Source organism: Agromyces sp. NSFZ (assembly GCF_056156205.1).
The window spans coordinates 3,381,362-3,394,245 of the sequence record NZ_CM149585.1; the positions used below are offsets into that span (position 1 = coordinate 3,381,362).

The 12,884-nt window shown below is 72.2% G+C and carries 12 protein-coding genes; 6 read left to right on the plus strand and 6 right to left on the minus strand.

What is annotated here, in order from left to right; all coding sequences use genetic code 11:
• Positions 1-41: 41 nt before the first annotated feature.
• The 3 genes from ACVFI9_RS16025 to ACVFI9_RS16035 form a co-directional block, all read right to left on the minus strand.
• Positions 42-1,466, minus strand: coding sequence for a hypothetical protein (locus ACVFI9_RS16025; protein ID WP_474763180.1), 1,425 nt, complete (start codon positions 1,464-1,466; stop codon positions 42-44).
• Positions 1,467-1,541: 75 nt separating this feature from the next.
• Complete coding sequence (locus tag ACVFI9_RS16030; RefSeq protein ID WP_474763181.1) at positions 1,542-4,352, minus strand: BTAD domain-containing putative transcriptional regulator; 2,811 nt, start codon at positions 4,350-4,352, stop codon at positions 1,542-1,544.
• 116 nt (positions 4,353-4,468) lie between these two features.
• Positions 4,469-6,076: a S1C family serine protease gene (locus tag ACVFI9_RS16035; protein ID WP_474763182.1), complete on the minus strand. Its 1,608-nt coding sequence runs from the start codon at positions 6,074-6,076 to the stop codon at positions 4,469-4,471.
• Positions 6,077-6,236: 160 nt separating this feature from the next.
• Here ACVFI9_RS16035 and ACVFI9_RS16040 point away from each other — a divergent pair, with 160 nt between their 5' ends.
• Positions 6,237-7,196, plus strand: coding sequence for a nucleoside hydrolase (locus ACVFI9_RS16040; RefSeq protein WP_474763183.1), 960 nt, complete (start codon positions 6,237-6,239; stop codon positions 7,194-7,196).
• 112 nt (positions 7,197-7,308) lie between these two features.
• On the opposite strand, the gene ACVFI9_RS16045 is transcribed toward ACVFI9_RS16040, so the two are convergent.
• Positions 7,309-7,890, minus strand: coding sequence for an NUDIX hydrolase family protein (locus ACVFI9_RS16045; protein ID WP_474763184.1), 582 nt, complete (start codon positions 7,888-7,890; stop codon positions 7,309-7,311).
• 64 nt (positions 7,891-7,954) lie between these two features.
• Here ACVFI9_RS16045 and ACVFI9_RS16050 point away from each other — a divergent pair, with 64 nt between their 5' ends.
• Positions 7,955-8,653, plus strand: coding sequence for an alpha/beta hydrolase (locus ACVFI9_RS16050; protein WP_474763185.1), 699 nt, complete (start codon positions 7,955-7,957; stop codon positions 8,651-8,653).
• Between the two features lie 244 nt (positions 8,654-8,897).
• Here the strand turns inward: ACVFI9_RS16050 and ACVFI9_RS16055 are convergent, their stop codons facing one another.
• Complete coding sequence (locus ACVFI9_RS16055) at positions 8,898-9,272, minus strand: DUF5997 family protein (protein ID WP_474766291.1); 375 nt, start codon at positions 9,270-9,272, stop codon at positions 8,898-8,900.
• A gap of 47 nt (positions 9,273-9,319) precedes the next feature.
• On the opposite strand from ACVFI9_RS16055, the gene ACVFI9_RS16060 reads away from it, so the two are divergent.
• Complete coding sequence (locus ACVFI9_RS16060; RefSeq protein ID WP_474763186.1) at positions 9,320-9,997, plus strand: LysR family substrate-binding domain-containing protein; 678 nt, start codon at positions 9,320-9,322, stop codon at positions 9,995-9,997.
• The gene (locus tag ACVFI9_RS16065) at positions 9,994-10,725 is read left to right on the plus strand and encodes a glutamine amidotransferase (RefSeq protein WP_474763187.1); all 732 of its coding nucleotides are present in this window, start codon (positions 9,994-9,996) and stop codon (positions 10,723-10,725) included. Before ACVFI9_RS16060 ends, ACVFI9_RS16065 begins: the two co-directional genes overlap by 4 nt.
• 79 nt (positions 10,726-10,804) lie before the next feature.
• Here the strand turns inward: ACVFI9_RS16065 and ACVFI9_RS16070 are convergent, their stop codons facing one another.
• A complete protein-coding gene (locus tag ACVFI9_RS16070; protein WP_474763188.1) occupies positions 10,805-11,074 on the minus strand; it encodes a GlsB/YeaQ/YmgE family stress response membrane protein in 270 nt (89 codons plus the stop codon).
• Positions 11,075-11,218: 144 nt separating this feature from the next.
• On the opposite strand from ACVFI9_RS16070, the gene ACVFI9_RS16075 reads away from it, so the two are divergent.
• On the plus strand, positions 11,219-12,298 hold the full coding sequence (locus ACVFI9_RS16075; protein ID WP_474763189.1) for a DNA polymerase IV: 1,080 nt from the start codon (positions 11,219-11,221) through the stop codon (positions 12,296-12,298).
• A gap of 226 nt (positions 12,299-12,524) precedes the next feature.
• Positions 12,525-12,809: a hypothetical protein gene (locus ACVFI9_RS16080; RefSeq protein WP_474763190.1), complete on the plus strand. Its 285-nt coding sequence runs from the start codon at positions 12,525-12,527 to the stop codon at positions 12,807-12,809.
• Positions 12,810-12,884 lie beyond the last annotated feature (75 nt).

Genomic DNA, 12,884 nt, shown 5'->3' on the forward strand with positions numbered 1-12,884 from the left:
GACCGGCGCTCCCCCGCGTTCGAGGGAGCGCCGGTGCCGGTTCAGCGCCGGGCGCGGGCCACGGACCGTGCCGTCAGGACGATCCCGCCGGCGACGACGAGGCCGCCGGCCAGCATCACCGCGGGAAGCAGCGGGAATCCGGTGTCGGCGAGGCCGGTGGCCCGGTCGCCCGAGGAGGCGGGCGCGGCCGGTGCGGCTGGTGCGCCGGCGCCATCCTGGTCGCCGCCGTCGGCGCCACCGGGCGTCTCGTCGCTCGCCTCGACCACGGTGTACACGATCTGCGTCGTCGTGACGTTGCCGGCGTTGTCGCGCGCCGCGAGATTCACCGACTGCTCGCCGAGCTCGTCGGTCGGCAGCGCGCTCAGTGCGGCGGTCGCCGGCCGGTTGTCGGAGGCACCGCAGGATTCGATGCCGGAGTGCGCGTCGACGCACTCGAACTCGAGCGGCACGACCTCGCCCTGCTCGACCTCGAACTCGCTCTCGGCGAGCGGATTGGGCAGTGCGGGCGACGCGATGTCGATGCGCGGGACCACGGTGTCGATGCGCACCGTCGAGGTGCGGCGCTCCGAGCTGTTGCCGGCGATGTCGATCGCCCAGTACGTGATCTCGGTGACACCGTCGACGTCGAGGTCGAACGTCGCCTCGGGCTCGCCGACGACGTCACCGTTCGACGAGACCGCGCCGTCGGTGACGTAGTGCACGGAGGCGATGCCCGATGCATCGGACGCGACGACCGCGGCGCCCAGGTGGCTCCGGTACCAGCCGGAGGCCGGTTCGGGGGCGAGGCGCAGCTCCACGGCGGGAGGCGTGTCATCGGACCCGACCACGGTGTACCGGTACTCGGCGTTCGTCACGTGGCCGGCCGCATCCGACGCCGCGACGTGCACGACGTACTCGCCGGGGGTGTCGGTTCGGAGCCGCTCCTTGTTCGGCACGTCCGCGTCGCAGGACGTCACGCCCGAGATCGCGTCGTCGCAGACATACGTGAACACCGCATTCTGGCCGACCGTGAACACGGTGGCCGTGGGCAGCGTGATCGTCGGCGCCACGGTGTCGACCTTCACCGTGTGGCGCTGGTGGAACGACTCGTTCCCGGCGGTGTCGATGGTCCAGATCTCGATCTCGTGCACGCCCTCGGCCGACATGTCGATCGCGATCTGGTCGTCGTGCTCGATGACGACCGGACCGCCGTCGATCGAGTACGAGATACTGTCCACCTCCGAGCCGCCGCGCTCGATGGCGTGCGCCCGGTAGCCCGGGTCGCCGTGGTGCCATCCGCTCGGCGCAGGCGCGAGGATGCTCGTGTTGAGCAGCGGCGGCGTCGTGTCGGGCCCCTCGGGCTCGGCGGCCACTGCGGCGGCGGCCATGACCGCGGGCACCGCGAGCCCGATGGCGGCGGCTCCGGCGACGGCGAAGATGGGAGCGCGCTTGAGGCGCCCGCGATGGCGAGGAAGGGATCGAGTCATGCCACGATCCTGCGATCCGTCCGCCGTGCCGACCGACCGATGGACGCACCGATTACCTCCCGGTTACGCGTGTGATCACGCGGCCGCGGATTGCACCGCCAGCGTGCGCACGAACCCGAGGAGTTCCGCGACGTCGAAGCCCGACCCCACCGCCGCGGCCCGTGCGCGCTCCCGAGGCGTCAGCGCCTCGGCGATGCGTCGCCGATGGACCTCGGCGTCGGGACCCTCGGACACCACGGGGTTGTAGTCGTAGCGGGCCCCGATGCGGTCGACCGCGGCGTGGATCACGGCACCGTCGGCGTGCCGTTCGAGGAGCGCGCACGCGCCCCCCACCAGGTGGAGCAGCGCCAGCGCCCCGAGTGTCTCGCCGTCCTCGAGGACGGCGATGATGCCCGGGACGAGCACGTCGATCGCATCCTGCGCACGACCCACGTCCACGAGCACCTTGCCGATGAGATACGTCGCCGAGCCCGCGACCCAGGCGTAGCCGATGCGCACCGCGAGCGCGCGCGAGGCATGCAGGGCCTCGAGCGCCTTGGCGGGATTGCCGAGCGTGCGGTGCGCCTGCCCGACGCAGAAGAGGACGGTGCAGCGTGCCCACGGAGCCGCCGAGTCGGGCAGCGACTCGGCCTGCGCCACGAGTGCCTGCGCGACCGCCGCGTCGCCGCGAAGGCACTGGCCGTAGGCCATGTACGCCGACAGTGCGGCCCGCGTGTCCACGTCGCCGGCGGCGTCGGCGGCCGCGAGGCCGCGGTCCGCATACGCGACGGCGGCCTCGAAGGCGCCGCCCTGGTACGCGAGCAGCGCGACGCCGAAGAGCGCCCTGGCCTCGACGCCCGGGTCGGCGTCCCCGTCGACCGCGAGCGCGCGTTCGACGTCGGCGCGCCCGTCGACGAGGAGCCCCTCGCGCATCCAGTGCTCGGACTGACCGCCCGAGATGCGCAGGGCGGCCTCGCGGTCGCCGGCGCTCACTGCCGCGTCGAGCGCGAGCCGGAAGTCGGGATACGACGCGAGGAACAGGTCGCGCACCGCACGTCGTTCGTGTCCCCGCAGCTCCGACGCGAGCCGATCGGCGAGATCCGCGTACCACGCGACGTGCCTCGCCGACCAGGCGTCAGCCTCGACCTCGGAGAGCGGATGCCTCGACCTGACGTGCGCCTTCACGGACTCCAGCATGCGGTAGCGACGAGACCGGCCGTCGCGTTCGACGACCGCGAGCAGCGACTGCTGCGCGAGTCGCACCGCCACGGCGACCGGGTCGTCTCCGTGCACCACGCAGACGGCGGCGACATCCGCGAAGTCGAAGGTGCCCGCGAACCGGGCGAGCTGGGCGAGCAGTTCGTGCTCGGCCGGGTCGAGCAGGTTCACGCTCCAGGCGATGGCGTCGACGAGGCTCGCGTGCCGGTCGCCCGTCGGTCGCGACACGGCGGAGTCGAGTACGGAGCCCGCCAGCTGGGTGAGGTCCATGACGCCGAGTCGTGCGGCGGCCAGTTCCAAGGCGAGCGGCATGCCGTCGAGGGCCGCGCAGAGCGAGCGCACGGCGTCGCGGTTGCCGGCGTCGACCATGAACCCGGGGCGTGCATCGGCGGCACGCTCGGCGAACAGCTCGACGGCGTCGTCGGCGGTGGCGCCGGCGAAGACCGGCACCGGCACGAGGCGTTCGCCGGCGATCCCGAGCGGCTCGCGGCTGGTGACGAGCACGGCGAGTCCTTCGCATCGCTCGAGCAGGCCCCTGGCGAGCGCCCGGCACCCGTCGAGCACGTGCTCGGCGTTGTCGAGCACGATGAGCGCTCGCTGACCGTCCAAGCGGCGCACGATGCCGTCGAGATCCTGGACCATCGCTCCGACCGCATGGGCCACCGGGCCGACGACGTCCGCACCCGCCGGGATCGACGCCAGGTCGACCATCCACTGCACGTCGTCGAACTCGCGGCCGGTACGGCGGGCGCTCTCGACGGCCATCCGGGTCTTGCCCACTCCGCCGGGGCCGACGAGAGTCACGAGACGCGCATTGCGCCGTGCCTCGGCGATCGCCTCGAGCACGTCGATGCGGCCGACCAGCCGGGTCAGCGGCAACGGAATCCCGTGCCGCTCGACGCGGTCGCGTTGCCGGCCGCCCGGCATCAGCGCGGGATCGGCGCGCAGCACCGACATCCGGAGTTCGGCGAGTGCCGGCGGCAGCTCGAGGCCGAGCTCGTCGGCGAGCAGCTCGCGGAACCCGTCGATGGCCCCGAGCGCTTCGCTCGTGCGCCCCGCTCCGGCGAGCGCGAGCGCCTCGAGGCGCACGGGTTCCTCGGCCAGCGGAGTACGCGCCCGCAGTACCGCGATCGCCGCCAGGGCCGCGGGGAACTCCCCGCGCTCGAGTTGCAGCGCCGCGAGTTCCTGCCCGGCGAATCGCCGCTCCTGCGCCAGCTCCGCCCGCAGTTCGATCGCGAACGGCAGCTCGGCGTGGTCGGTGAGCGGCTCGTCGCCCCAGAGCACGTCGGCGAAGTCGAGGCGGTCGAGCAGGCCGGGATCGGGAAGACCGGATGCCACCGCCGCACGCAGTTCGCCGATCGCTCGCCGCAGGCGCAGCACGTCGACCTGCTCGGGGTCGACGTCGAGCCGGTACCCGCCGCGGCCGCCCGAGAGCCGCGGCCCGAATGCACCGGCGCGGAGCTTCGACACGTTCACACGCACCGAGACCGGGGCGGTGTCGGTCGGCTCCGCCCAGAGCGCGCGGACGAGCTCTCCCGTGGGCACCGCGTCGCCGGCGGCGAGGGCGAGCCGGGCGACGATGCCGCGGGCGATCTCACCCCTGAGAGACACGTCGGCGCCGTCGACGCGGACGACGAGGCGCCCGAGGAGGTCGACGGCGAGAGGAGCAGGGTCCTTCGCGGTGGTCACCGCGCGAGTCTAGGGGTGCACTCGGCCGCGGCGCTGTCCCACCTTCGCGGGATACGGCGAAGCGGATGCCCCGGGCGCGTGCCCGGAGCATCCGCTCGTCGTGGGTGGTCTTCGGGTCAGAAGACCGCGACGAAGCTCGCCAGGACCCGGTCGATCGCCGCGATGTCGGCATCGGTCGCCGCCTGGGCGCTGACCAGGATGATGTAGTCGCCGGCCACCGAATTCGCCGCGACCACGACGGCCGAGGTGCCCACGCCGCCGCAGTCCGTCCAGTAGCTGTACACGCCGAGGTGGTAGCCGTCGTCGTAGCTGTCGGCGTCGGCCTGCTGGCAACCGTCGGTGGCCATCGACGAGGTCATGAGCTCGTGCAGCGCCTCGGGGGTCGTGGTGGCCACCGCCGACTGGGAGGCGTAGATGGCCACCCCCGGCACGTTCCAGGTGCTCTCGAACTCGGCGAGGTTCGTGCTCGCCTGCACGCCCACGAACTCGTTGCCGGCGTTGTCGGTGAACGGCGCGCCGTCGACCTGCGACCAGTTGGCCGGGACCTCGACGATCACGACGCCGGAGTCGTCGGTGACGGTGACGAACTCGCCCGCGGAGGCGCTCGAGCTCGTCGTGCCGGTCGCATCGGCGATCACGCTCACCGGCTCGAGTTGCTCGTCGCCGTTGAACTGGCCGCGGTAGTAGGCCTCCTCCGCCGGGCGGTAGAGCTCGACCGAGAGCGTGGCGTCGTGTCCGTGGGTGCGCAGCACGTCGCAGTACTCGGTCATGGTGCCGTTCAGGCCGAGGCTCACGCCCTCCATGCGGGTGAGCAGGTCGCCGGGCTCGACGCCGGCCTTGTCGGCCGAGGAACCCGACTTCACGGAGTTCACCCAGATGCCGAGTCCATTGCCCTCCTCGTCCTGCAGCGCGGTGCCGTTGATGCCGAGGCTCAGCACGTCCTCGCCCTCGCGCATCTTCTTCACCGCATCGGTGACCTCGTCGCGGTGGATGGCGTAGTTGTAGTCGAGCGCGTCGTTGCCGGCGTAGTTGACCCCCACGACCGCGCCGTCGGCGTCGACCAGGGGGCCGCCCGAATTGCCGCCGCGGATGCGGGCGTCGTGCTCGATGACGTTGTCGATCGACGCCCACGGCGTCTCGCCGTCGGTCGACGCCTTCGACACGATGCCGCGCGTCATGGTGAACGTCGGGTCGCCGAGCGGGAAGCCGGCGGCGTAGACGTCGGTCGCGGTGCCGATGTCGCCCTTGTGCCAGCCGAGGTACGGGTAGCCGTCGCCCTCCAGTTCGATCACGGCGAGGTCGAGGCACTCCGAGGTGCCGAGCACCTTGGCGCCGATCTCCTCGGTGGTGTCGCCGCCGCGCCACACCTTGATGGTGCCGGCGCCGGTCACGACGTGGTTGTTCGTCACGGCGATGCCGGAGTCGGCGATGAGGAAGCCCGAGCCGCGCCCCGCGGCCTCGTAGCCCCCCTCGGAGGGATCGACGAAGGTGCCGACGGCCTCGATCTGGATGGTGGCGGACTGCACGCCGTCGAACGAGACGGCGCCTCCGCTCTGCCCTCCGAGGGGGAGTTGGATGCATCCGGTGAGCGACAGCGCGACGGGCGCGGCGATCACCGGGATGAGCGCGCGGCGGATCGCCCGCGCGCTGGGCCGCGTGCGGCCGGGTTCACGGCTGCCGTGGCGCGTGGCGCGCGGCAGCGAGGAGTCATGGTGTGCAGTCATGGCTACGACGGTAGGAAGCGGAGCAGCCGAGCGGATGCCCCGGATCAGCCCGACTACGTTGCGATTACGCTGCACGGGGCCTGCGTAATCGGCCCGACCGCACCCGAGGGCATGGGCGCCGGCCGGCAGTCCGTCTTCCGGCGTCCAATACGCTTGCCGTATGCCGATCCCCATCGTGCTCGACGTCGACACGGGCGTCGACGATGCCATGGCCATCCTGTTCGCCGTGAGGCATCCGGGGATCGACGTCCTCGGCATCTCGTGCGTGGCCGGCAACGCACCGCTCGCGCAGGTCGTCGACAACACGTTGCGCATCCTCGACGCCGCGGACGCACCCGAGGATCTTCCGGTCGCGGCCGGCGCCGTCAGGCCCCTGCTCGAGCCGCCGCGGGCGGCTCGTCACGTGCATGGACCCGCCGGGCTCGGCGACCTCGTGCTCCCGCCGACCCGGCGCCAGGCCGTCGGGGAGAGCGCGGTGCAGCTCATGCGGCGCCTCATCCTCGAGCACCCGACGCCGGTGACCCTCGTGGCGCTGGCCCCGCAGACGAACCTCGCCCTGCTGCTGCGCACGTATCCCGAGGTCGCCGGCAACCTCGAGCGCATCGTCTTCATGGGCGGATCGGCGAGCGTCGGAAACGCCACCGCCGTCGCCGAGTTCAACGTGTGGCACGACCCCGAGGCGGCGGCCATCGTGCTCGACTCGAACGTGCCCGCCTACATGTACGGGCTCGACGTCTTCAACCGCGTGGCCGTCGACCACCAGGTCGCGGTGGCGCTCGAGCACGGCGACGACGCGCTCGGGCGGGTCGTCGGCACGTTGCTCGGCCATCGCGTCGCACTCTCCGAGGACGAACGCGCCGAGTACACGGGCCTCATCGGCGATGCGGGCGCCGTGTGCTCGCTCGTCGACCCGCTCGCGCTGCGCACCGAGGTGCGGCCGGTGCGGGTCGAGCTCGCCGGCTACGGACGCGGGCAGACGCTCGTCGACCTCCGCGAGCTCGGCCGCGGGGAGAGCATGGTGCAGGCGCGCCCCGACGAATGGACGAGCGTGGAGGTCGCGCTCGAGGTCGACGGCGAGCGGATCGCGCGCCTGTTCCTCGACACGCTCGGCCTCGCCTGACGCTCGCCGATTGGTTCCGTTCCCGCGCAGTGTTGCCCGCGGAGCGGGCACCCCGCGCGGGAACGGAACCAATCGGCGCAGGCGGATCGGGCGGGCCGAGTGTCGCCCGGCGCTAGCGGAGGGCGCCGACCGAGGCGAGGGCCTGCTTCAGCAGCAGCCCCCTTCCGCCCTCCATCTCGGCGGCCACGCCGGGGGACACCGCCTCGGCGGGGGTCATCCAGGTGACCTCGAGGGCGTCCTGACGCGGTTCGCAGGTGCCCGTCACGGGCACCACGTAGGCGAGCGACACGGCGTGCTGGCGTTCGTCGGTGAACGGGGACAGACCGGGCAGCGGGAAGTACTCGGCCACCGTGAAGGGCACGGGGCTCGCGGGCAGCAGCGGGAACGCCATCGGCCCGAGGTCCTTCTCGAGGTGGCGGAACAGCGCATCGCGCAGGGTCTCGCCGTACATGACGCGCCCCGACACGAGCGTGCGCGTCATCTCGCCGAGCGCGTTCGCGCGCAGGAGCACGCCGACCTCGGTGACCTGCCCGAGCCCGTCGACGCGCACGGGCACCGCCTCGACGTAGAGCAGCGGCAACCGTCCGCGGATCTCGGCGAGCTCGAGGTCGCTCAACCAGCCCGGATTCACCGGCGGTCGCGCGACGGGCTCGTCGTCGGGCGTCCAATCGGGGTCGGGAGTGCGCACGCTCATGCCTCGATTCTGCCCCACGGGGCGGCTGAGCCCACGGAATCGGCGGGTACGCTCGAACACGGGCATGAACGCGGACGGCCGGCTCGTGGCATCCGCCGCCCGGACTGGAGGACCCATGCCCGACCTGCGCGTCGATGATCAGGCCGTGATCTGGTCGGCCTCGGAGGCCGATCGCGAGGGGCGGCCGTTGCTCGTGCTGCTGCACGGCTACAACTCGAACGAGGGCGATCTCTTCGGCTTGGCGCCGTACCTGCCGCTCGAGCCAGCGATCGCGTCACTGCGCGCGCCGATCTTCACGGGGTACGGTCACGCGTGGTTCCCGCTGCTCGCCGAGGGCCGCGAACTCGCACTCGCGGCGGCGGATGCCTCGACCGACGCGATCCTGGCCTGGCTCGACCGCACGGCGCCCGACGCCACCGCCGTCGGCCTGCTCGGGTTCTCGCAGGGCGGCGCCATGGCGCTCGAGCTCCTGCGGCGCGCACCCGAGCGCTTCGCCTTCGCGGTGAACCTCTCGGGGTTCGCGCTTCCCGGCGAGCGCGAGGGCGACCCCCGGCTCGCGGAGCTCGCGACACCCGTGTTCTGGGGCCGCGGCACGGCCGACGGCGTCATCTCCCCCGACTACGTCACCTTCACGCAGGAGTGGCTGCCCGGGCATTCCGACCTCGACGAGCGCATCTACGAGGGACTCGCGCATTCGATCGCCGAGCGGGAACTCGCCGACGTCGCGGCGTTCCTGCGCGCGCGGTACTCGCGCGCGGCCTGAGCACGGTGGCGCCGGCCCGGGAACGACGCGGCCGCGTGTCCTCCCGGAGTCGAACGGTCGCAGATGCACGGTTCCACCCTGCATCCGCGACTTCTCGATGCCGGGGCGGTCCTCCCGCAATCGGAGGGTCGGCCGCCGGTTCCGTCCGGAGTCGAACGGTCGCAGATGCACGGTTCCACCCTGCATCCGCGACTTCTCGATGCCGGGGCGGTCCGCGGGCGGTCCGCGGCGACGGCGCGCGGAACTAGACCCCGCCGCCGCCCTTCGCGGCCCTGGCGGCGTCGCGCTCGGCGACCCGCCGCTTCTCGGCGCGCACGGCGGCCTGCGTGGCCCGCTCCTGCACGAGCCACTCGGGCGGGGCGGCGAGGAGCGACTTGATCTGCGCCGTGGTGAGCGGCTCGGTGACGCCGCCGCGGGCGAGTCCGGAGTTCGAGACGCCGAGCTTCGCGGCGACGACGCCGCGCGGGTGCGGCCCCTCGCGGCGGAGCACCTGCAGCCACTCGGGCGGATCGGCCTGGAGTGCGGTGAGCTCGTCCCTCGTGACGACGCCCTCGCGGAACTCCGCGGGCGCGGCCTCGAGCAGGATGCCGAGCTTCTTCGCGGCGGTCTCGGGCTTCATCGACTGGCTCTGGCTCACCCTGACACCGTAGCCGATAGCCTGAACGGATGGTCCTGAGGCTCCGCTACGTCGCCGGGGTGAGTCCCGCCAAGTGGCTGCGGGCCTGGGCCGAACGTCGGCCCGACCTGCCCATCGAGGCCGCCCGGGTCGAGGAGCCCGTGCAGCTCGACGAGCTCCTCGCCGGCGACGCGGACGTCGCATTCGTGCGCCTTCCCGTCGAGGCCGAGGGCCTGCACCTGATCCCGCTGTGGGAGGAGCGCACGGTGGCGGTGCTGCCGGCGGGTCATCCGCTCGCCGAGGCCGAGTCGGTCACGCTGGCCGATCTCGACGGTGAGACGCTCGCCCCCGTGCAGCCCGATTCGGCCATGACGGTCGAGCTCGTCGCGGCCGGCACGGGCCACGCGCTGCTCCCCCACGGCGTCGCGCGGCTGCACCACCGTCGCGATGTCGTCGCCGTTCCGGTGACGGATGCCCCGACCACGCGCATCGCGCTCGTCTGGCGGGTCGAGCGCGACGACGCCGACGTGCAGGAGTTCGTGGCCGTGGTGCGCGGGCGCACCCCGCGCAGTTCCCGCGGTGCGGCGGCCGGCCCCGAGGCATCCACCGCGTCAGGAGCCGCGCAATCGGGCCAGCGCGCGAAACCCGCGGGCAGTGAGCAGAGTGCCCGGCGCGGGGCATCCGCTCGACGTGGACGACCGGTGCGCAAGCGCGGCCGCGGGCGATGAAGCCCTACCTGTTCCTCTCGGCACGCCCCGAGATCGAGGCCGTCGGGCCCGAGTACGAGTCCGTGCGCCGGGCGATGGGCGTCGACGCGTCCCGCCTCGAACACCTGCGGCTCGATGCGGAGGCGCTCGGCGACGTGCGGCTCGAGGAGTTCTCGGGCATCGTCGTCGGCGGCAGCCCCTACAACGTGACCACGCCCGATGCGCACAAGCACGCGGTGCAACGCCGCGTCGAGTCCGACCTCGCGCGCCTGGCCGAGGCTGCGCTCGCACGCGATCACCCGCTGCTGTTCACGTGCTACGGCATCGGCGTGCTCACGCGAGTGCTCGGCGGCCACGTCGGCACCCTTCACGGCGAGCAGGCGGCCGCAGTCGAGATCACGCTCAGCGCCGAGGGTCTCGCCGACCCGCTCACGGGCATCCTGCCCGAGCGGTTCGACGCGCTCGTGGGGCACAAGGAGGCGACCGAACGGCTCCCGGCCGACGCGGTGCTGCTCGCGTCCTCCGCCGCATGTCCCGTGCAGGTGTACCGGGTGGGCCGTCGCGTCTACGCGACGCAGTTCCATCCGGAGGTGTCGGCGAACGACTTCGTGGCGCGTGCCCAGGTGTACCGGCACCACGGCTACTTCCCGGCGAGCGAACTGCGCGCGGTGAGCGAGCGGCTCGCCGCGGCATCCGTCACCGAACCGCAGCGGATGCTCCGGCGCTTCGTCGAGCTCGCCGAGGGCTGACTGCGGCTGCCTGTGCCCCGAACGCCATCGAGCGGATGGCGGGAGTCCCGCCATCCGCTCGACGCGTGGTGTTCCCGGATCAGGTGGTGCGGGTCCGGTTCCGCGTGACGAGACCCCAGATGAGCAGCACGATGATCGCACCGGCGATCGCGAGCAGCCAGGTGCTCAGGTCCCAGAACTCCTCGAGGCCGACGCCGAAGAGCAGGCTACCGAGCCAGCCGCCGAGGATGGCGCCCACGACACCGAGCAGCAGCGTCACCAGCCAGCCGCCACCCTGCTTTCCGGGCAGGATGAGCTTGGCGATGGCACCGGCGATCAGGCCGAGGATCAGAAATGCAAGGAAACCCATTGTGTGCTCCTTCTTTCGTTGGGGGCCCCACTTCGGGGGTGACTCAGAGAACCACAACCTGAGAATCTGCCGCAACCCCTTGCCGAGCCCTGAGATTCAGCAGTATGCGCACCAGATCGGGCGCTCGCGGTGCAGACTGGTCGCGTGAGCCTCCCCGGGGAGAATTGGGTGCTGCACGTCGACCTCGATCAGTTCATCGCGGCCGTCGAGGTGCTGCGGCATCCGGAACTCGCGGGGAAGCCGCTGATCGTCGGCGGCCGAGGCGACCCGGCCGAGCGGGCCGTGGTCTCCACCGCCTCCTACGAGGCGCGCGAGTTCGGCGTCGGTTCGGGGATGCCGCTGCGCATCGCCGCCCGTAAGGTGCCCGATGCCGTCATCCTGCCGGTCGACCACGAGGCGTACACCGCGGCTTCCGCCGAGGTCATGGCGACCCTGCGCGGACGACCGGGCGCCACCGTGCAGGTGCTGGGCTGGGACGAGGCGTTCATCGGCGTGGCCACCGACGACCCCGAGGGCTATGCCAGGCAGCTGCAGCACGCCGTGCATGACCGCACCGGGCTGCACTGCAGCGTCGGCATCGGCGACACGCTCGTACGGGCGAAGGTCGCCACGGGTTTCGGCAAGCCGCGCGGGGTCTTCCGGCTCACCGCGTCGAACTGGCTCGAGGTCATGGGCGATCGGCCGACCATCGAGCTCTGGGGCGTGGGCTCGAAGATCTCGGCACGCCTCGCGCGGCATGGCATCATGACGGTCGCAGAGCTCGCCACTGCCGACCCCGCGGTGCTCATCAGCGAGTTCGGGCCAAGAATGGGTCCGTGGTACGGCCTGCTCGGCCGTGGCGAGGGAGCCCGCATCGTCGACGACACGCCGTGGGTGGCACGGGGGCACAGCCGGGAGACCACGTTCCAGCAGGACCTGGTCGAGCCGGGCGAGATCGTGGCCGCGGTGCGGGAACTGGCGGCCAAGGTGCTCGAGGACGTCGCGACCGAGGGTCGACCCGTGATCGGCCTGACCCTCAAGGTGCGCTACGCGCCATTCATCACGAAGACGATGCAGCGGAAGATCCCCGAGACCGGCGACCCCGAGGTCGTCACCGCCCGGGCGCTCGAGCTGGCCGAGAAGATCGAGGCGGGGCGGCCGATCCGCCTGCTCGGGCTGCGCGCCGAGATGACCATGCCCGACGACGCCCGCGAGGGGCACACGCCGACGCGCAGCGGGTGGTGAGACCCCGCTGAGTGCCTACGGCGAGAGGGATGCAGGTCCCTCGCACGGGGGCCTTGTCGCCTGTCGCCCGCGAGCATATTCTTCGAGGAATCCTCGCGTTCTGAAGCGAGCGCCAACCCGAATTCCCCTTCGACGCGACCTTGCCTCCGTACGCGAGGAGCGGGGGCGCAGCCGCGTTCCCGCTGAGCCGGGCGACGATGCCCGGTGGATTCCGAAGGGGGGAATCATGCGGAAGATGCTCGCAACGCTCGCACTCACCGGCTTCCTGGTCGGCGCGTCGGCGATGGGCGCGGTGGCGGCGCCACTTCCCGAGAACTGTGATCGCGTCCAGGGAACGGTGACGTGCACGACGTTCGAGGGGCCTGGCAACAACCAGGCCGGTGTCGGCTCGACCGAAACCACTGAGACCCAGGGCAACACCACCAACAAGAGCCCCGAGCCTCAGGACCTGCAGGACGACTGCACGGTCAACCCGCCGAAGAGCCAGGGGGCGCCCGACTCCTGCCCGTGACGGCATGAGCGGATAGCCGCACTCCGAAGCCCCCGGTGAGCCCCTGGCTTGCCGGGGGCTTCTCCCATTGCCACC